Origin of the sequence: Pseudomonas sp. DC3200b2 (assembly GCF_049895785.1) — a bacterium.
In the GTDB taxonomy this organism is placed as follows: Bacteria; Pseudomonadota; Gammaproteobacteria; order Pseudomonadales; family Pseudomonadaceae; genus Aquipseudomonas; species Aquipseudomonas massiliensis.
Window position 1 is genome coordinate 409,899 of the sequence record NZ_JAFCTA010000005.1, and the last position, 19,160, is coordinate 429,058.

General features: G+C 63.3%; 17 protein-coding genes. 3 read left to right on the forward strand and 14 right to left on the reverse strand.

Annotation, left to right across the window (positions count from 1 at the left end):
* Positions 1 to 53: 53 nt before the first annotated feature.
* Together dnaG and rpsU are read right to left on the reverse strand one after the other, a co-directional pair.
* Complete coding sequence (gene dnaG, locus ACP691_RS17035; RefSeq protein ID WP_426151205.1) at positions 54 to 2,039, reverse strand: DNA primase; 1,986 nt, start codon at positions 2,037 to 2,039, stop codon at positions 54 to 56.
* Positions 2,040 to 2,247: 208 nt separating this feature from the next.
* Positions 2,248 to 2,463: a 30S ribosomal protein S21 gene (rpsU, locus tag ACP691_RS17040; RefSeq protein ID WP_002551877.1), complete on the reverse strand. Its 216-nt coding sequence runs from the start codon at positions 2,461 to 2,463 to the stop codon at positions 2,248 to 2,250.
* 202 nt (positions 2,464 to 2,665) lie between these two features.
* Between rpsU and tsaD the strand changes: the two genes are divergently transcribed.
* Entirely contained in the window at positions 2,666 to 3,691 is a 1,026-nt protein-coding gene (gene tsaD / locus ACP691_RS17045) for a tRNA (adenosine(37)-N6)-threonylcarbamoyltransferase complex transferase subunit TsaD (protein ID WP_426151203.1), read from the forward strand.
* A gap of 17 nt (positions 3,692 to 3,708) precedes the next feature.
* Here the strand turns inward: tsaD and plsY are convergent, their stop codons facing one another.
* Positions 3,709 to 4,278, reverse strand: coding sequence for a glycerol-3-phosphate 1-O-acyltransferase PlsY (plsY, locus tag ACP691_RS17050; RefSeq protein WP_426151201.1), 570 nt, complete (start codon positions 4,276 to 4,278; stop codon positions 3,709 to 3,711).
* A 70-nt stretch (positions 4,279 to 4,348) separates the two neighbouring features.
* Between plsY and folB the strand changes: the two genes are divergently transcribed.
* Positions 4,349 to 4,702, forward strand: a complete 354-nt coding sequence (gene folB, locus ACP691_RS17055) for a dihydroneopterin aldolase (protein WP_040259800.1) — start codon at positions 4,349 to 4,351, stop codon at positions 4,700 to 4,702.
* On the forward strand, positions 4,693 to 5,211 hold the full coding sequence (folK, locus tag ACP691_RS17060; protein ID WP_426151199.1) for a 2-amino-4-hydroxy-6-hydroxymethyldihydropteridine diphosphokinase: 519 nt from the start codon (positions 4,693 to 4,695) through the stop codon (positions 5,209 to 5,211). The genes folB and folK overlap by 10 nt, the downstream gene beginning before the upstream one ends.
* Here the strand turns inward: folK and ACP691_RS17065 are convergent.
* From ACP691_RS17065 to ACP691_RS17115, 11 genes are all read right to left on the reverse strand, one after another.
* Positions 5,193 to 6,380 (reverse strand): multifunctional CCA addition/repair protein, encoded by a 1,188-nt coding sequence (locus ACP691_RS17065; RefSeq protein WP_426151197.1) that lies wholly within the window; start codon positions 6,378 to 6,380, stop codon positions 5,193 to 5,195. The genes folK and ACP691_RS17065 overlap by 19 nt on opposite strands.
* Before the next feature lie 50 nt (positions 6,381 to 6,430).
* A complete protein-coding gene (locus tag ACP691_RS17070; protein WP_040259803.1) occupies positions 6,431 to 7,993 on the reverse strand; it encodes a SpoVR family protein in 1,563 nt (520 codons plus the stop codon).
* Positions 7,990 to 9,264: a YeaH/YhbH family protein gene (locus ACP691_RS17075; protein ID WP_040259804.1), complete on the reverse strand. Its 1,275-nt coding sequence runs from the start codon at positions 9,262 to 9,264 to the stop codon at positions 7,990 to 7,992. Before ACP691_RS17075 ends, ACP691_RS17070 begins: the two co-directional genes overlap by 4 nt.
* Before the next feature lie 131 nt (positions 9,265 to 9,395).
* Positions 9,396 to 11,318: a PrkA family serine protein kinase gene (locus ACP691_RS17080; RefSeq protein ID WP_426151194.1), complete on the reverse strand. Its 1,923-nt coding sequence runs from the start codon at positions 11,316 to 11,318 to the stop codon at positions 9,396 to 9,398.
* A 293-nt stretch (positions 11,319 to 11,611) separates the two neighbouring features.
* Positions 11,612 to 11,941, reverse strand: coding sequence for a thiosulfate sulfurtransferase GlpE (gene glpE, locus ACP691_RS17085; RefSeq protein WP_040259806.1), 330 nt, complete (start codon positions 11,939 to 11,941; stop codon positions 11,612 to 11,614).
* Positions 11,942 to 11,956: 15 nt separating this feature from the next.
* Positions 11,957 to 12,775, reverse strand: a complete 819-nt coding sequence (locus ACP691_RS17090) for a symmetrical bis(5'-nucleosyl)-tetraphosphatase (protein ID WP_426151192.1) — start codon at positions 12,773 to 12,775, stop codon at positions 11,957 to 11,959.
* Positions 12,775 to 13,155: a Co2+/Mg2+ efflux protein ApaG gene (apaG, locus tag ACP691_RS17095; RefSeq protein WP_426151190.1), complete on the reverse strand. Its 381-nt coding sequence runs from the start codon at positions 13,153 to 13,155 to the stop codon at positions 12,775 to 12,777. The genes ACP691_RS17090 and apaG overlap by 1 nt, the downstream gene beginning before the upstream one ends.
* Positions 13,156 to 13,233: 78 nt before the next feature.
* Positions 13,234 to 14,040 (reverse strand): 16S rRNA (adenine(1518)-N(6)/adenine(1519)-N(6))-dimethyltransferase RsmA, encoded by an 807-nt coding sequence (gene rsmA / locus ACP691_RS17100; RefSeq protein ID WP_426151188.1) that lies wholly within the window; start codon positions 14,038 to 14,040, stop codon positions 13,234 to 13,236.
* Positions 14,037 to 15,026, reverse strand: coding sequence for a 4-hydroxythreonine-4-phosphate dehydrogenase PdxA (gene pdxA, locus ACP691_RS17105; RefSeq protein WP_426151186.1), 990 nt, complete (start codon positions 15,024 to 15,026; stop codon positions 14,037 to 14,039). The genes rsmA and pdxA overlap by 4 nt, the downstream gene beginning before the upstream one ends.
* Positions 15,023 to 16,315 carry a peptidylprolyl isomerase gene (locus ACP691_RS17110; RefSeq protein WP_426151799.1) on the reverse strand — a complete coding sequence of 431 codons (1,293 nt, stop codon included), beginning with the start codon at positions 16,313 to 16,315 and terminating at the stop codon, positions 15,023 to 15,025. Before ACP691_RS17110 ends, pdxA begins: the two co-directional genes overlap by 4 nt.
* Positions 16,296 to 19,094: an LPS-assembly protein LptD gene (locus ACP691_RS17115; RefSeq protein WP_426151184.1), complete on the reverse strand. Its 2,799-nt coding sequence runs from the start codon at positions 19,092 to 19,094 to the stop codon at positions 16,296 to 16,298. Before ACP691_RS17115 ends, ACP691_RS17110 begins: the two co-directional genes overlap by 20 nt.
* Positions 19,095 to 19,160 lie beyond the last annotated feature (66 nt).

Sequence of the window (19,160 nt, forward strand, 5' to 3'; positions counted from 1 at the left end):
TGAAGGTCTTGGCGGGCAAAAAACAAGCCGAGGATTATACCCGAGCTAGGACCTCACACGCCAGTTGAGGTCGGGTTTTGTGCGTTTGCGTTGCGGCTAAGCAGCTCGCGCAGCAGGTTTTTTTCCTCTGCGCTCAGTTCGCCCTGCCTGGCCTTTCGAAGCAATTGCTCCAGGCTGCGCTCGCGTTGGCGGGCGGATAGACTGGAAATGGTGTCGAAAAACTGTTGTTCAAGGTTATCGGCATCGATCAGCCATTCTTTCTCCGCCAGGGCCCTCAACAAGCGCCCCTGGTCGGTGCCGTGCCAGCGCGCGATCAATTGCAGCGAGCGGAGTCGAGGATTTTTCTGCAGCGCCTCGAGCAGCGCGACCAGCAATTGCGCGTAAACATGATCTTCATCGGCCAGATGGCTGGCATCTTCAACCTTGGCCGCCAATTGCGGGTGATGCAGCAGCGTGCGCAGGGCGCTGAGCGTGGGCGGCTCAACGGACGTGGGCGCCCGAGGGGCTCGCGGTTCGAAATTGCGCTTGCCGCCTCGTTCCCAAGCCTTGCCATCGCGCTTGCCGCCACCCTTGCGCGATTGCCAGCCTTGGCTGGGCTCGGCCATGGGGGGCGAAGCGTCCAGATAAGCCGGTACATAGTCGCCCTGGCCGTGGAAATCCATTCCGTCAGCACCGGTCCCTTCATGGCCGACGAAGCCCGAAGGCTCCGAGGCGCGCGGCGGGGCGGGCTGCGCCACGCGAGCCAGCTGGTTCAGGGCCTCGCCGCTCAGGCCGGTGATTTCCGTCAGCCGGGCCCGCATCAGGGCCTTGAGGTTGGCGCCGGGTACCTGGTCGATCAAGGGCGCCGCCAGGGTAACCATATGGGCCTTGCCTTCCAGCGAGCGCGGGTCCGCCTCGTCGGACAGCTGCTGGAAGAAATAATCCGCCAGCGGCTGCGCATGCTGCGCGATGCGCGCGCGGAAGGCGTCCAGGCCCTCGGCGCGGATCAGGGTGTCCGGATCCTCGCCCTCGGGCAGGAACAGGAACCTTGCCTTGCGGCCATCCTGCAGGCTTGGCAGCGCGGCTTCGAGGGCGCGCCAGGCAGCGTTGCGGCCGGCCTGGTCGCCATCGAAGCAGAACAGGATGCTCGGCACCAGGCGGAACAGCCGCTTGATATGCTCCTCGCTGGTCGCCGTGCCCAGGGTGGCCACCGCGTTGCGCAGGCCCTGCTGGGCCAGCGCGATCACATCCATGTAGCCCTCGACCACTATCACTTCGTCAAGGTTGCGGTTGAACTTGCGCGCCTCATAGAGCCCATAAAGCTCCTGGCCCTTATGGAACACCGGGGTTTCCGGCGAGTTCAGGTATTTGGGCTTGTCATCCCCAAGTACCCGCCCGCCGAACGCGATCACCCGGCCCCGGCTGTCACGGATGGGGAACATCACCCGGTCGCGGAAGCGGTCGTAGCGCTTGCCACTTTCGGCGTTTTCCACCAACAGCCCAGCGTCGAGCAGGGCGCGCTGCTGCAGCGTGTCGCTGGCCAGGTGGCGCAGCAGATTGTCCCAGCCGGGCGGCGCGAAGCCGAGCCCAAAGTCCCGGGCGATCTCGCCCGTGAGACCGCGCCCCTTGAGGTACTCCACCGCGCTCTTGCGTGCCGGATGCTGGCGCAGGGCCTGGCGGTAATAGTCCGCGGCGGCGGCCAGCAAGGGGTAGAGCGGCGAATCCGTCGGTTGGCGCGGCTTGCTGCCCCGGCGGGATTCCTCTCGTGGCACTTCCATGCCGGCCGCTCGCGCCAGTTCCTCCACGGCCTGGGGGAAGTCCAGGTTGTCGTGGTCCATCACGAAGCCCAGCGCGTTGCCGCCGGCACCACAGCCGAAGCAGTAATAGAACTGCTTGTCGGGACTTACGCTGAAGGAAGGGGTTTTTTCCTTGTGGAACGGACAGCAGGCGGTGTAGTTCTTGCCACTTTTCTTGAGCTGAATCCGGGCGTTGACCACATCGAGAATGTCGGTGCGATTGAGCAGGTCGTCGATGAAACCTTGCGGGATGAGCCCGGCCATGGGGTGACCTCGGATCCGAGACGGTGCTTCAGTTTAACGGCCAGGCATGGCCATTCGCAGCGAATGGTAGGTTACGAAAAGCAGGAGGGCGGCGGCTTGGTGCGCCCGATGAAGAGGGCGGAGCCTGCCGGAATTACCGGACCCACAATTGCCAATGGCCCGGCTTTTTAGGGCCGGGCCAGACAAATGCTTGCAGCGAACGCTTGTATCAGTACAGGCGAACGGCGCGGCGCTGTTCGCGCTGGACTTTTTTGGCGTGACGCTTGACCGCTGCGGCTGCCTTGCGCTTGCGCTCGGAAGTCGGCTTTTCGTAAAACTCGCGGCTACGAACTTCAGCCAGTACACCGGCTTTTTCGCAGGAGCGCTTGAAACGACGCAGAGCTACGTCGAAGGGTTCGTTCTCTTTAACTTTGACGGCTGGCATCCAGGGCTACCTTAATTCATTACCGGGGCAACGTACCCCTGCTGGAAGCGCGGTGGAATACGTCGGTTTTCAAGGGTTGCGGATGTTACCCGTTGGAGCCGCGGAATGCAAAGCCTCTGATCGAAAACCGCTGGTCGGCGCGCCGGGGCGCGACTATCATGCGCGCCTTCGTTACCGCCTCGGCAAAGGCCAATTGATACCCATGCTAGTACTGGGACTGGAAACATCCTGCGATGAAACGGGCGTCGCGCTCTATGACAGCGAGCAGGGCCTGCTCGGCGACGCGCTATTCAGCCAGATCGACCTGCACCGTGTCTACGGTGGCGTGGTGCCGGAGCTGGCTTCCCGCGACCACGTAAAGCGCATGCTGCCGCTGATCCGCGAAGTGCTCGATCAGGCCGGGCGCGCGCCTTCGGACATCGACGCCATCGCCTATACCGCTGGCCCCGGGCTGGTGGGCGCGCTGCTGGTCGGTGCTTCCTGCGCCCAGGCCATGGCGTTTGCCTGGGGTATCCCGGCCTTGGGTGTGCATCATATGGAAGGCCACTTGCTGGCGCCCATGCTCGAGGACCAGCCGCCAGCGTTTCCCTTTGTGGCGCTGCTGGTATCCGGCGGCCATACCCAACTGGTGCGGGTCGATGGCATCGGCCAGTACCAGCTGCTGGGGGAAAGCCTGGATGACGCGGCCGGGGAGGCGTTCGACAAAACCGCCAAGCTCATGGGCCTGCCATACCCCGGCGGCCCGGAAATCGCGCGCCTGGCCGAGCAGGGGCAGGCCGGGCGCTTCGTGTTCCCGCGCCCGATGACCGACCGCCCTGGCCTGGACTTCAGTTTCAGCGGCCTGAAAACCTTCACCCTCAACACCTGGCAGCAGTGCGTCGGCGCTGGGGACGACAGCGAGCAGACCCGTTGCGACATCGCCCTGGCATTCCAGCAGGCGGTGGTGGAGACTCTCGCCATCAAGTGCAAGCGGGCGCTCAAGCAGACCGGCCTCAAGCAATTGGTGATCGCTGGCGGGGTAAGCGCCAACCGGGCCTTGCGTACCCACCTGGAAGCCATGACGGCGGAACTGGGGGGTGGTGTGTACTATGCGCGGCCACGCTTCTGTACCGACAACGGCGCGATGATCGCCTACGCCGGTTGCCAGCGGCTGTTGGCGGGCCAGCACGACAGCCTGGGCATCCAGGTGCATGCCCGCTGGCCGATGGAGCAACTGCCTGCTATCTAGCCGCGCTGGTGCGAGCTTTAGAAATGACGTTCCCGGCCGGCGAACAGGTCTTTGAGATTGGCCCGATGACGCCAGATCACCAGGGCCGTGAGCAGGGTCATCGGCAGCAACGCCTGGGGCGCCTGCCAGGCCAGCAGGGGCAAGGTCAGGGGGGTGGCGGTCAACGCGGCCAGGGAGGCGGTACGGCTGAGCTGAAAGGTCAATAGCCATACGCCTACCGCCAGCAGCAGGGCTGGCGGGTACAGCCCCAACAGCATGCCGGCGGCCGTGGCCACGCCCTTGCCACCGCGAAAGTTGAAATACAGGGGAAACAGGTGGCCGATGACGGCGCACAGGCCTATCCAGGCCTGGGCCTGCAGCCCCAACCCCAGGGCCTTGGCCAGCAGTACCGGTACGAGGCCCTTGGCGAGGTCGCCGACTAAGGTCAAGATGGCGAGCTTGCGGCCGGCCACCCTGAGCATGTTGGTGGCCCCGGCATTGCCCGAGCCGCTGGCGCGCGGGTCGGGGATCCCGGCGCCACGACTGAGCAGGATGGCGAAGGACAGTGAGCCGAGCAGGTAGGCCAGGACGGCCAGTAACCAGGGCATGCTAACTATTCCGGGCGAGAATGCTCGGATTCTAACGGCGCGAAGCGCCTTTGTCGTCAGGAGAGACTGCTTGGACAGCGTGTTCATCGAAGGCCTGGAGGTCGATACCGTGATCGGCGCCTATGACTGGGAGCGCGAGATCCGCCAGTGTCTGCGGCTGGATTTCGATTTCGCCTGGGACAACCGCCCCGCCGCGGATGGCGACGACCTGGCCTTGGCCCTGGATTACGCCAAGGTGTCCGAAGCCGTTCAGGCGTTTGCCAGCCAGGCGCGCTTTGAGCTGGTAGAGACCTTCGCCGAGCGTCTGGCGGCGCGTCTGATGAGCGAATTCGGCATTCGCTGGTTGCGGTTGCGGGTGACCAAGCCCGGTGCGGTGCCAGCGGCACGAGGCGTGGGTGTGGAGATCGAGCGCGGATGTCGCTGACTCGGGTCTACCTTGGCCTCGGTAGCAACATCGACCGTGAGGTTCATCTTCGCGCTGGGCTGGACGCGCTGGGGGCCATGCTCGTGGACATGCGCTGTTCACCGGTGTTCGAAAGCGAGCCGGTCGGCATCAAGAGCGGGCCTTTCCTGAACCTGGTGGTCACCGGGCTTTGTGACATGCCTCTGATGGCGCTGGATCGTCGCCTGAAGTTCATCGAGGCGGACAACGGCCGCTACGCCCCGGACCGCAAAGGGCTGCCGCTGGATATCGACGTATTGATGTACGGCCGGCAAGTGGGCGATTTCGATGGGCTGGTGCTGCCGCGCGAGGAAATCCTGCGTAACGCCTTCGTGCTCTGGCCCCTGGCCCTGCTGGCTCCGGAGGAGCTGCACCCCCAAGAGGGGCGCAGCTTCGCTGCTCTATGGGCCGAGGCGAAGATCGACCAGCAGCTGCGGCGGGTACCCTTCCAATGGGCCCCCGGAACGCTGGTTCAAGACGCGGTCCGGTAAGCCTCCAACGCGGCCAGGCGGGCTTCCTTGAGGGCGTCGCCCAGGGCCTGCCCCGTCAGGCCGGCCTCCACCAGTGGTTTGACCGCCACGTCTCGGGCCGTGGCAGCGGCGCCGCGCAGAAACGCTCCAGGCCCGAAGGTTTCCTGCCCGATGCACAGGGCAGCGTTTTCACAGGTGTCGATGAATTCCGCGAAGCGTTGGGGGCGTCGATAGATGTCGAAGGCCTGGAGCAGGTCGAACAGGCCCTGGGTGGGCAATGCGCGCGCCTGGCTGGCCAGCGCATGGTAGCGGCCACTTAGCTGAGCCAATTCCTGGCAATCCCGAGGCACCTTGAAGCGTAGGCTCACCGCCTGGATGTCAGGTATTTCGCCCTTCGCGCTCGAGCTGTCCCCAGCGTAGCTCAATGGCAGCAGCAGGCTGGCCCAGCGTATGGCCAGGGAATGCTCGGCACAGGCGGCCTGGGCCAGGCAAGCGATACTCCATTCCCCAAGATCGACCACCGCGGCCGGTGTTTGCGCCGAGCGCTCGAGCAGGGCCTGCAATTCGGGGAATAGGACCTTCAGGGCGCCGCAGGCCCGGAGGGTTTCGAAGAACACCGTCGGCCTGGCTTCCATCAGGGCGCGGGAGATCTCCTTCCAGCTTCTTTCAGGGGTCAACGCCTGCAGCTCACCCGACTCGCTCAATTGCGTCATAAGCGCGAGGGTTTCGGGGGCGATACGAAAGCCCAGGCCGGCGTAACGCGCGGCGAACCTGGCTACCCTGAGCACGCGCAAGGGGTCTTCGGCGAACGATGGGGATACATGGCGTAGCCAGCGTTCGGCGAGGTCGCGCTGGCCGCCGTAGGGGTCGATGACATGCCCGCTGTCGTCTTCGGCCATGGCGTTGATGGTCAGGTCGCGGCGGCGCAGGTCTTCTTCCAGGGTCACGTCCGGGCTGGCATGGAACACGAATCCGCCATAGCCCCGGCCGCTCTTGCGCTCCGTCCGGGCCAGGGCGTATTCGGCGCCGGTGCGCGGGTGCAGGAATACAGGGAAATCCGCGCCCACGGGCCGATAGCCCAAGGCATGCATCTGTTGCGCGCTGGCGCCGACCACCACCCAATCGATGTCGGCCACCGGCAGGCCGAGGAGGCGGTCACGCACGGCGCCGCCGACTTTGTATACCTTCATGCAGTTCTCCTTCAGCGCCGCAGGATATACCCGTGGCGCCGAAGGTTCACTCACAGGTGCACGACGGTCATGTCCAGCCGGTTATAGCTGTCATCGCCCTGCTCGTTGCGCGGCGGCACGTGATGGACCTTCACCACTTGGTCGCCCTGGACGGTCTCCAGGTGCACGTCGAAGCCCCACAGCCGATGTAGATGCTTGAGTACCTCCTCGGTGGACTCTCCCAGCGGCTTGCGGTCGTGCTGCTGGTGACGCAGGGTCAGGGAACGATCGCCGCGGCGATCGATGCTCCAGATCTGCACGTTGGGCTCGCGGTTGCCCAGGTTGTACTGGGCCGCCAGGGTTTCACGGATGATCCGGTAGCCGCTGTCATCGTGGATGGCCGGTACCAGCAGGTCGTCGCGCTGGTCGTCGTCCAGGATGCTGAACAGCTTCAGGTCGCGGATCACCTTGGGCGACAGGTACTGCAGGATGAAGCTCTCGTCCTTGAAGCTGCTCATGGCGAACTTCAAGGTAGAGAGCCAGTCGCTGCCGGCGATGTCCGGGAACCAGCGACGGTCTTCCTCGTCCGGGTTCTCGCAGATACGGCGCAGGTCCCGGAACATGGCGAAGCCCAGGGCGTAGGGGTTGATGCCACTGTAATAGGGGCTGTCGTACCCGGGTTGAAACACCACGCTGGTATGGGACTGCAGGAATTCCATCATGAAGCCGTCGGTGACCAGGCCTTCGTCGTACAGGTCGTTGAGCAGGGTGTAGTGCCAGAAGGTCGCCCAACCTTCGTTCATGACCTGGGTTTGCCTCTGTGGATAGAAATACTGGGCGATCTTGCGCACGATACGCACCACTTCCCGCTGCCAGGGCTCCAGCAAGGGGGCGTGCTTCTCGATGAAGTAGAGAATGTTTTCCTGAGGCTCGGCGGGGAAGCGGGCGTGGTCCTGCTCGCTGGTTTTCTCCATGGCCTTGGGAATGGTTCGCCACAGGTCGTTGATCTGCCGCTGCAGGTGCTCTTCCCGTTCTTTCTGACGGCGCCGCTCTTCTTCGGCGGAAATGGGGTAGGGGCGCTTGTAGCGGTCCACGCCGTAGTTCATCAGGGCATGGCAGGAGTCGAGCAGGTCTTCCACGGCGTCGATGCCGTAGCGCTCCTCGCACTGCATGATGTACTGCTTGGCGAACACCAGGTAGTCGATGATCGAGCTGGCGTCCGTCCAGGTGCGGAACAGGTAGTTGCCCTTGAAGAAACTGTTGTGGCCGTAGCAGGCATGGGCGATCACCAGGGCCTGCATGCACATGGTGTTCTCTTCCATGAGGTAGGCGATGCAGGGGTCGGAATTGATCACGATCTCATAGGCCAGGCCCATCTGCCCGCGGGTATAGGATTTTTCCGTGCTCAGGAAATGCTTGCCGTAGGACCAATGGTGGTAGCCCAGGGGCATGCCCACCGAGGCGTAGGCATCCATCATCTGTTCAGCGGTGATGACTTCGATCTGGTTGGGGTAGGTATCGAGGGCATAGCGCTCGGCGATACGACTGATTTCCCGGTCGTAGGTCTGGATCAGCTCGAAGGTCCATTCCGAACCTACGGACAGGGGTTGGCGCTTCTGCTCTCTGGCGGTCATGTCACTAGCCTGCGCTGGAAGAGTTCACGGAAGACCGGATAGATATCCCCGGCCGTCACCAACTGCTGCTGGGCGAAGGTTTCCGGGAAGTCTTCGCCGATACGCTCGTACTCGAACCACAGGGCCTGGTGCTCCCTGGGCGTGATCTCCACGTAAGTGTAGTACTGCACATGGGGCATGATCTGCTTGGTGAGGATGTCCCGGCAGATGGGCGAGTCGTCGTTCCAGTTGTCCCCGTCCGAGGCCTGGGCCGCATAGATGTTCCACTCGTTGGTGGGATAGCGCTCGGCCATGATTTCCTGCATCAGCTTCAGCGCGCTGGAGACGATGGTGCCGCCGGTTTCCCGGGAATAGAAGAACTCTTCCTCGTCCACTTCCCTGGCGCTGGTGTGGTGGCGGATGAACACCACCTCGATCTTGTCGTAGTTGCGCTTGAGGAACAGGTACAACAGGATGAAAAAGCGCTTGGCAATGTCCTTGGTGGCTTGGGTCATGGAACCGGACACGTCCATCAGGCAGAACATCACCGCCTTGGAGCTGGGGTTGGGATGCTTGACCAGCAGGTTGTATTTCAGGTCGAAGGTATCGAGGAAGGGCACCCGATGAATGCGGGCACTGAGCTTTTCGACTTCCGCTTCCAGCGCCTGGATGTCGCCGAAATTGTCCGGCTCTTCGCGTCGAAGCCGCTCGAGTTCGGCGCGCACTTCCCGTAGCCGGGCGCGGCTGCTGCCGGACAGCGCGATACGCCGGGCATGGGCCGAGCGCAGGGTACGAATGATGTTGATGCGCGATGGGTTGCCTTCGTTGGCAATGCCCGCGCGTACGGTCTTGAAGGTGTCCGAGCCGGTGAGGTGGCGCTTGACCAGGTTGGGCAGCTCCAGGTCCTCGAACATGAATTCAAGGAATTCCTCCTGGGTGATCTGGAACACGAACTCATCCATGCCTTCGCCGGAGTTGCCCGCCTTGCCCTGGCCCTTGCCGCCTCCGCCACCCCCTTGCGGCCGCGGAATATGCTGCCCGGACGTGAACTCCTTGTTGCCCGGATGGACGATGGTCTGCTTGCCGCCGCGGCCGTGGTGCAGCACGGGTTCGTCGATGTCACGGCCAGGAATGCTGATTTGCTCGCCATGCTCCATATCGGTGATGGAGCGGCGGCTCACCGCTTCTTCCACGGCCTTCTTGATGTGGTCACGGTAGCGCCGCAGGAAACGCTGGCGGTTCACCGTGCTTTTGTTCTTGCCATTCAAGCGTCGGTCGATCACATAACTCATGGCCCCTCCAGGAACTCGGGGCAGCTTCAAGCTTCAAGCTTCAAGCCGCAAGAAAGAGCAGCCAGCGCGGCCGCAAGCTGGCGCGCCAGGCGATGCCTGCGCGCAACTGACTGCAGCTTACGGCCTGTCGCTTACTGGGACTTGCGAACACGCAGGTACCACTCGGAGAGCAGGCGAACCTGCTTGTCGGTGTAGCCGCGTTCCACCATCCGGGTAACGAAGTCGTTGTGCTTCTGTTGATCTTCCTTGCTGGCCTTGGCGTTGAAGCTGATGACGGGCAGCAGGTCCTCGGTGTTGGAGAACATTTTCTTCTCGATGACCACCCGCAGTTTTTCATAGCTGAGCCAGGTGGGGTTCTTGCCGTTGTTGTTGGCACGGGCGCGAAGCACGAAGTTGACGATTTCGTTGCGGAAGTCCTTCGGGTTGCTGATACCGGCGGGCTTCTCGATCTTTTCCAGTTCTTCGTTCAAGGCGACCCGATTGAGGATCTCGCCGGTTTCCGGGTCCCGGTATTCCTGATCCTGAATCCAGAAGTCCGCATAGAGCACATAACGGTCGAAGATGTTCTGGCCATACTCGCTGTAGGACTCCAGGTAGGCTGTCTGGATTTCCTTGCCAATGAACTCGATGTAGCGGGGCGCCAGGTATTCCTTGAGGAAACGCAGGTAGCGCTCGCGTACTTCGGCCGGGAACTGCTCCTGCTCGATCTGGTGTTCGAGCACATAAAGCAGGTGAACCGGGTTGGCGGCCACTTCATGGGGGTCGAAGTTGAATACCTTGGACAGGATCTTGAAGGCGAAGCGGGTGGACAGGCCGGTCATGCCCTCATCCACGCCCGCCGAGTCGCGGTATTCCTGGATGGACTTGGCCTTTGGGTCGGTGTCCTTCAGGTTTTCGCCGTCATAGACCCGCATCTTCGAGTAGATGTTCGAGTTCTCCGGTTCCTTGAGCCGGGACAGCACGGTGAACTGGGCCAGCATCTTGAGGGTGTCCGGCGCGCAATGGGCCCTGGACAGCGAGCTGTTGACCAACAGCTTGTCGTAGATCTTGATCTCATCGGTCACGCGCAGGCAGTAAGGCACCTTCACGATATAGATACGGTCGATGAAGGCCTCGTTGTTCTTGTTGTTGCGGAAGCTGTGCCATTCAGACTCGTTGGAGTGCGCCAGCAGCACGCCACTGAAGGGAATGGCCCCGAGTCCTTCGGTACTGTTGTAGTTGCCTTCCTGGGTCGCGGTAAGCAGCGGGTGAAGCACCTTGATCGGTGCCTTGAACATTTCCACGAATTCCATCAGGCCCTGGTTGGCCCGGCACAGGGCGCCCGAGTAGCTGTAAGCGTCGGCGTCGTTCTGGGGGAATTCCTCCAGCTTGCGAATATCCACCTTGCCCACGAGGGCGGAGATGTCCTGGTTGTTCTCGTCTCCAGGTTCGGTCTTGGCCACGGCGACCTGGTTCAGGATCGACGGGTACAGCTTGACCACCTTGAACTGGCTGATGTCCCCACCGAATTCCTGCAGGCGCTTGGTGGCCCAGGGCGACATGATGGTGTTGAGGTAGCGCTTGTCGATGCCGTAGTCCTCCTGAAGGATGTCCCCGTCTTCATTGACGTTGAACAGCCCCAGGGGCGACTCGAATACCGGGGAGCCCTTGATGGCGTAGAAGGGCTCTTTTTCCATCAGTTGCTTGAGCTTTTCGGCCAGGGACGACTTGCCTCCCCCCACCGGGCCGAGCAGGTAGAGGATCTGTTTCTTCTCCTCGAGGCCTTGGGCGGCATGGCGGAAGTAGGAAACGATCTGCTCGATGCAGTCCTCCATGCCGTGGAAGTCACGGAAGGCCGGGTAGCGGCGGATGGTCTTGTTGGAGAAGATGCGCGACAGCCGCGGATCCGTCGTGGTATCGACCAGCTCCGGTTCACCGATGGCCATGAGCAGCCGCTCGGCCGCGGATGCGTAGGCCCTGCGGTCGGCTTTGCAGAGCTCCAGGTATTCCTGCAGCGTCAACTCTTCCTGACGCGTGCTTTCGAAACGCTGTTGGAAGTGGCTAAAAATACTCATGACGTCACCTCGCTCGATACCGGAGCCGACGTCGGATCACTTAAGCCGATGCTTGGTGGCAGCCGAAGCCAGCCAGCTGCCCTTTTCCCCCAGAACACCCGAAAATCGCTCCCGATGACCCGCGCGCCGGTGTGCCGGCTCTCCCCTGTTTTGGATGGCCTGGGCTTAAGGATAGTTGGTAATCCAGAAATTCAAGGGCGCTCACGCGTTTAGTTACAACCGCGAGAGGGGGAGGTGGGCTAGGGGCCCCGGAATTCGGCGCCCCATGAGGCATGCGAAGATGACAAAAAAATTCAGTCGCCGGCTTGGCGAGCGATGTCGTCAGGGTAGGTCTGGCGCCAGAGCTCGAAGCCGCCGTCGAGGCTGTAGACGTCCGAGAAGCCTTGGCTGACCAGATAGGCCGCCGCGCTCTGGCTGGAGTTGCCGTGATAGCAGACCACGACCAACGGAGCGTCCAGGTCGGCCTGGGTAATGAAATCGTGCAATGAATGGTTGTCCAGATGACGGGACTGGGCGATATGCCCGTTGGCGAAGGTCTGCGGATCGCGGATATCCACGACCACGGCGCCGCCGGCGCGCAACGCCTGGGCTTCTTGCGGGGGAATGCGTTTGAATTCGGACATGCTCGGCTCCAGGCGTTAACAGAGGGGGCACTTGCACTGATGGAGTTGCAAAGTGTCCAGGTTCATCAAGGTCATTGCGTTGCCCCAGACGCACCCCGTATCCAGGGCGAATACGCCAGGCTCGTCGCAGCGGCCTTCCAGCGCGGCCCAGTGGCCGAAGAGGATGCGGATGTGGCGGCTGCGTCTTTGCTTGTGGCTGAACCAGGGCGCGTAGCCAGGGGGCGCGCTGTCCGCCCCCTCTTTGCCCTTGAGGTCCAGCTTTCCGTCCGCGGTGCAGAAGCGCATGCGGGTGAAATAGTTGGTGATGACCCGCAGGCGGGTGACGCCTTCCAAGTCCTTGTGCCACTTGGCCGGCTCGTTGCCATACATGCCGTCCAGGAAGGGTTCCACCAGGTTATCGTCGCGCAAGGCGGTTTCCACCTCGGCGGCGTAGCGCAGCGCCTTGCTCAAGAGCCACATGGGCGGAATGCCGGCATGCACCAGGGCGAAGTTGCGTGGCTCGTCGTAATGCAGCAGCTTTTGCTGGCGTAGCCACTGCACCAGTTGCCCGCCGTCGGGTGCCTCGAGGATCTCGGCCAGGGTGTCGTTCTTCTTCAGGCGCTCGACGTTGTACCAGGCCGCAAGCAGGTGCAGGTCGTGGTTGCCCAGGGTGCAGACCAATGAATCGCGGATCGAATAAAGGAAGCGCAGGGTTTCCAGGGATTGCGGGCCACGATTGACCAGATCACCCACCAGCCATAGCTGGTCCCGGGCGGGGTCGAAGGCCACCTCGTCCAGCAGCGTCTTGAGCGGGTCCAGGCAGCCTTGCAGGTCACCTACGGCATACACGGCCATCAGTGCAGGGCTCCGGGCACGGCGAGACGGAAGGGCGCGATAATGGCGTCGAAGTGTTTACCGTCTTCGGCCACCATCTGGTAGCTGCCCTGCATGTTCCCCACCTTGGTAGCCATGATGGTGCCGCTGCTGTAGGTATGGGCCTGGCCCACCCCGATCAGCGGTTGCTGACCGACCACGCCGGGCCCGCGGACTTCCTCGACCTTGCCGTTGCCGTCGGTGATCACCCAATGGCGCGACATCAGGCGCGCGGGTACCTGGCCCTTGTTGCGTACAGTGACTGTATAGGCGAAGGCATAACGGCCTTGCTCGGGGTTGGATTGCTCCGCCAGGAAGCGCGTATCGACGCTGACGTCGATGTGATAACGGGAATCGGACATGGTGCCTGGACCTAAAACGAATGACGTGGGGACGAGGCCCGATGAAAGCAGTCTAGGCCATAGGATGGCCCAGGTGTCTCAGGGTGTGGTCGGCTGGTCGGCCAGCTGGTCTGCCAGGCGGACGAACGCGGCCAGGTCGAGCTGCTCGGGGCGCAGGCTGCCGTCGACCTGGGCGGCTTCGATGGCCGCGGCGGGCAGCAATGCCTTCAGGGTATTGCGCAGCGTCTTGCGGCGCTGGTTGAAGGCTTCGCGCACCACCCGCTCCAGGGCGCGCGCATCCTTGGCCGGGTGCGGCAGGGTGTCATGGGGTACCAGGCGAACGATGGCCGAATCCACCTTCGGTGGCGGGTTGAACGCCCCAGGGCCCACGTTGAACAGATGTTCCACGCGGCAGTGGTACTGCACCATGATCGACAGGCGCCCCCAGTCGCCGCCGCCGGGGCCGGCGGCCAGGCGCTCGACCACTTCCTTCTGCAGCATGAAGTGCATGTCGCGAATCAGCGCGGCATTGCCCAGCAGATGGAAGATCAGTGGCGTGGAGATGTTGTACGGGAGGTTACCCACCACACGCAGGCTGCGTGCGCTGGCACCCAGGCGGTTGAAGTCGAACTTCAGGGCATCGCCCTGATGCAGGCTGAAGTTGCCGCGGTTGTCGAAGCGCTGGTGGAGGAGGGGAACGAGGTCTTTGTCCAGTTCGATCACGTCCAGCTGGGCGCCGCTGTCGAGCAGCCCTTCGGTGAGGGCGCCCTGGCCCGGGCCGATTTCGAGCAGGCGCTCGCCTTCACGGGCGTGGATGGCCCGCAGGATGCGGTCGATGACGCCGGCGTCGTGGAGGAAGTTCTGCCCGAACCGCTTGCGCGCCCGGTGTTGGTATTGCTCGTTCATCGAGGTGCCTCAGCCATTTGATAGGCGGTTTCCAATGCGACCTGCAGGCTGCCGGTGTCGACCTTGCCGCTGCCGGCCAGGTCCAGGGCGGTGCCATGGTCGACCGAGGTGCGGATGATCGGCAGGCCCAGGGTGACGTTGACCGCCGCGCCGAAGCCCTTGTACTTCAGCACCGGCAGGCCCTGATCGTGATACATGGCGAGCACCGCGTCGCAGTGCTCGAGGTGTTTGGGAGTAAAGAGCGTATCGGCGGGCAAGGGGCCTACCAGGTCCAGGCCAGCCTGGCGCAGCCGTCCAAGCGTGGGTTCGATCACGTCGATCTCTTCCCGGCCCAGGTGGCCACCTTCCCCAGCGTGAGGGTTCAATCCGCACACCAGGATCCGGGGGCGGGCAATGCCGAACTTGTTCACCAGGTCGTGGTGCAGAATGCGGGCCACGCGCTCGAGGCGTGCCGGGGTGATGGCGTCGGCCACCTCCCGTAGCGGCAAATGGGTGGTCACCAGGGCTACCCGCAGCCCACGGGTGGCCAGCATCATCACCACATGGTCCGCCCGTGTCAGGTCTTGCAGGAATTCCGTGTGGCCGGAGAATGCCGTGCCGGCATCATTGATCACGCCCTTGTGCACAGGCGCGGTGATCATGCCCGCGAACTGGCCGGCCAGGCAGCCTTCGGCGGCCAGGGTAAGGGTGCGTAGCACGAAGCTGGCGTTGGCCGGGTCCAGCACGCCGGGTATCACGGGCGCGGCCAGGCGCACGTCCAGTACATACAGGCTGCCAGCAGGCGCCGGGTGGTGGGGCAGGGCGTCGAGGCTGACCGGAACCAGGTCAACGGCCAGCCCCAGGCGCGTGGCCCGCTCGGCGAGCAGGTCACGACTGGTGATGGCGACGAGAGGATGAGGCTGGGCCTGGGACGCCAGCAGCAGGCACAGGTCGGGCCCTATGCCGGCTGGCTCGCCGGGCGTGACGGCGAAACGCGCCACGCTCACTGCTTGATTTCGACGTAGGCCTCGTCACGGATCTGACGGAGCCAGGTTTGCAACTCCTCGTCGTACTTGCGGTTGCGCAGTACATTGAGGGCCTGCTGTTCCCGGGCCTGCTGGGTCGCATCGGTGGCGCGCCGGCCCAGGACTTCCAGGATGTGCCAGCCGAACTGGGTCTGGAATGGCCGTGACACGGTATCCACAGGCGTTTGCGCCATGACTTCACGGAATTCCGGCACCAGCGACTGTGGGTCGATCCAGTTCAGGTCGCCACCGTTGAGGGCCGAGCCCGGGTCTTCCGAGTAGTTCTTGGCCAGGGTGGCGAAGTCTTCGCCGTCCTTGATCCGGGTGTAGAGGGTTTCGATCAGGCGCTGGGTTTCCGCCGGGCTGCGGATCTCGCTGGGCTTGAGCAGGATATGGCGAACATGGACCTCATCGCGCATCTCCGCCTGGCCGCCTCGGGCTTCCAGCAGTTTGAGGATGATGAAGCCACCGGGCGTGCGCACCGGTTGGGTCACTTCTCCCGCTTTCATGGACGCCAGCATCTGGTCGAAGGGCGGTGGCAACTGGGCGGCTTTGCGCCAGCCCATGTCGCCGCCTTCCAGGGCGTTGTCACTGGCCGAGCGCGCGGTGGCCAGGCTGGCGAAATCCGCGCCCTGGCGCAGCTGCTGGTAGAGGTCCATGGCCTGTTGGGCCGCGGCCTGGATCTGCCCGGCGTTGGCGCCCTCGGGGGTGGCGATCAGGATATTGGCCAGGTGGTATTCCTGGGACAACTGGGCCTTGCCCATGTCGGAGGCCAGGAAGTTCTTCACTTCCTGTTCGCTGACCTGGATGCGCTCGGCCACCCGGCGCTGGCGCACCCGGCTGATGACCATCTCTCGGCGAACCTGGTCCCGGGCGGCTTCGTAGGACAGGCCGTCATGGGCCAGGGCCGCGCGGAACTGATCCAGGCTCATGTTGTTGCGCTGGGCAATGGTGCCCATGGCGGCGTTGAGCTCCTCGTCGGTGATCCGGATGCCGGAGCGTTCCCCGATCTGCAGCTGCAGGTTTTCCAGGATCAGGCGGTCCAGCACCTGCTTCTGCAACTCCTCCATGGGTGGCTCGCCACCGCCACGCTTGGCGATGGTCTGCCGCACTTCCTGCATGCGCTGGTCCAGCTGGCTCTGCATGATCACGTCGTTGTCGACGATGGCCATGACCTTGTCCAATGGCTGGACCTGGGCATGTGCCAGGGTACCCAGAAACAGTGCGCCCAACAGCACGGGGCGCAGGCGATCACATAGCTTGGTCTTCACGTTCACGATAACCCTGAATGCCTTTGTCGAGGAAACCTTCGACCTTGTTGCCTACCACGCCACCCAGGCCCTTGAGCACGATTTGCAGGAAGATGCCGCGATCCCCCTTCTCGTTCTCTGGAGCGGCCTGGCTGTACTCGTCGTAATCCACCCAGTAGCGGTTGATCAGGCGCAGCTTCCAGCAGCAATTGTCGTACTCGAAGCCACCGAAGGCCTCCAGCGTGCGGTTGCGGTTGTAGTCGTACTGCCAGCGGCTGATGAGGTTCCACTGCGGCACCAGCGGCCAGATGACGGAGAAGTCATGCTGCTGGATCTTGTAGTAGTCCTTCACGTAGTTCGGGTTCGCAGTGCCGTCCTTGTTGTACGGCGTACCGTAGTCGCCGCCGAACCCCCAACGCCCGGTGGCGGTGTCGTAGTGGATGGCGTCGTCACGATAGCGGAAGCCGGCGTTGACCACCTTGTTCGGGTTGTCTTCAGGCTGGTAGTGGAACATGGCGCTGCCCGAGCGAGTGCTGCGGCTGTCCGGGTCCCAGTTGAAGTCCGATGTGAAGCGCCAATCGCGGTTGAAGCGGTATTCGTATTCCAGGGCGTACGGGGAAACGTCCGACTGTGCCTCGTCGCGGTCCTGGTAGGCGATCTGTGGCAATTGGACCTTGCGATCCTTGAAATACAGGGCCTGGCCGATGCTGAAACGCTGGCGTTCGAAACCGTTGTCCTCGATCCAGCGGCTGGTCACGCCCAGGGACAACTTGTTCTCGTCGCCGATGCGGTCGCCGCCACTGAAGCGGTTGTCACGGAAGAGCGACGAATAGCTGAACACGCTTTCGGTGGTGTCGAATACCGGAATGTCGTTCTGGTCTTCGTACGGAACGTAGAGGTAGAACAGGCGCGGCTCGAGGGTCTGCCGGTACGCGGTGCCGAACATCCGGGTGTCGCGGTCGAAATAAAGCCCGCTGTCCACGCTGAAGATCGGCACGCTGATGTTCTGGGAGCTGCTGTAGGACTCGCCCGTGGCGTTTTCCTGAGTAAGCAGGTCTGCCTTGCCCTTGGAATCCAGGTCCAGGTCGTACTGGGTGTACTTGTACTTGAGCGTGGGTTTGATGTAGCCGTAGCTCCAGTCCAACGGCAGGCTGACGGCCGGGACCAGGTCCAGGCGGTCACCGTTGGCGCGCGCCAGGCCGAATACATTCCGGTCGATGCGCGGCGAGGAAATGCCGTCGTCGTCCGTGTAGGTGCCAGTACGCAGGTCCCGGTCGAAGCGCACGGCTTCGGTGTGATAACTGAACTGCAGGCCCGACGGGTTGTACGGCAGTACGCCGTCCAGGGTCAGCTGGGGCAGGCGGTCGTAGGGAGTGATTTCCGTAACGGTCGCCAATTGGTAGGACTGCACGTTCAAACGCGCGGTGTAGCCCTGCCCGCGGTAGGTGAGGGCGCCCTGCTGGTTGACGAAGTCACGGTCTTCCACGCCGACTTGGTCGGTTTGCAAGTCCTGGAAGTAGTACGGGTCGCTGATGCGGGTGTAGTCCACTTCGCTCAGCAGGCGCGAGTCCAGGCCGCCCTTGTGCTGCCAGTTGATCATCCAGCGGCGCTTGGAGTAGTCGGACTGTTCCTTGCGGTCGTCGTTCTCGTCGTTAAGGTAGGCGGCGCCGAACTGCCCTTCGCTGCTGGGCGTCAGGTAGCGGAACTCGCCCTCCATCAACAGGCCGCGCTTGGCCATGTAGCGGGGGTACAAGGTGGCGTCGTAGTTCGGCGCCAGGTTGAAGTAGTAGGGCGTGACCAGGGTCAGGCCGTTGTCGCTGCTGCTCGAGATGCTCGGCGCCAGGAAGCCGGACTGCCGACGATCGTCGATGGGGAAATAGAAGTACGGCGTGTAGAGAACGGGGAAGTCCTTCACGCGCAGGGTCGCGTTGGTCGCGGTACCGAAACCGGTGGCCGGGTTCAGCGTGATGTTGTTGCCCTTGAGCGACCAGGCATTGCTGTTCGGCTCGCAGGTGGTATAGGTGCCGTCCTTCAAGCGGATGATGGCGTTCTCTGCCCGCTTGGCGTAGAGGGCCGAGCCCCGCGCGCGCTGTTTGTGCAATACATACTCGGCGTTGTCCACCTGGGCCGCGCCGGTGTCGAGCTGCACTTCGGCGTGGTCGCCCACGATCAGCGCGCCGTTGTCGCGAATCTTCACGTTGCCGTTGAGCTCACCGCGGTTTTCCGCCTGGTGCAGGGCCGCCTCGTTCGCTTCTACCTGCATGCTGCCTTGACGCATCACCACATCGCCGGCCAGGGTCGCGGTTTGCGACTGCTCCTCGTAGCGCGAGGCGCGGGCGTTGATATAGGTGGGCGCGTCCGACTTGGACGTTTTGTCGCTCATGCCCGGGCGCAGGGGCTCTACATAGGCGCCGGAGCAGTAGGGGCCGGTTTCGGCCAGCTGCGCCGGCGTGAGCTTCTCACGAGGGACCCAGTCCAGGTGGCTGTAGTCCGCGCTGCGCGACTGCAGGCCACGGCCCTTGCTTTCGGTGACCAGGGTAGGCCCGGCGGCAGCGGCCTCGCCAGTGGACGCCTCGCCTTCGCCAGTGGAGCTGACCGAAGAGGCGGTATGCTGGGGGCGTGGTGGCAGGCTGGGGTTGGTGTCGCGGGTCTTGCAGTCCCAGGAACCGGAAGCCGACACCTGGCAGTCATACTGCGGCGCGGCGCTCACGTAGGCGGCGGCGAGGGGTTGCATCGCCAGCAGGCCGCCGGTCACGAGCAACGGAAACTTTCTACGAAACGCGGGGGATTTCAATGCCATCTTATTAGTCCGGGCTTCCTGCGTGCCATCTGCCCGTGCGGGTGTGCACGCCTCTCGATGGTCTGA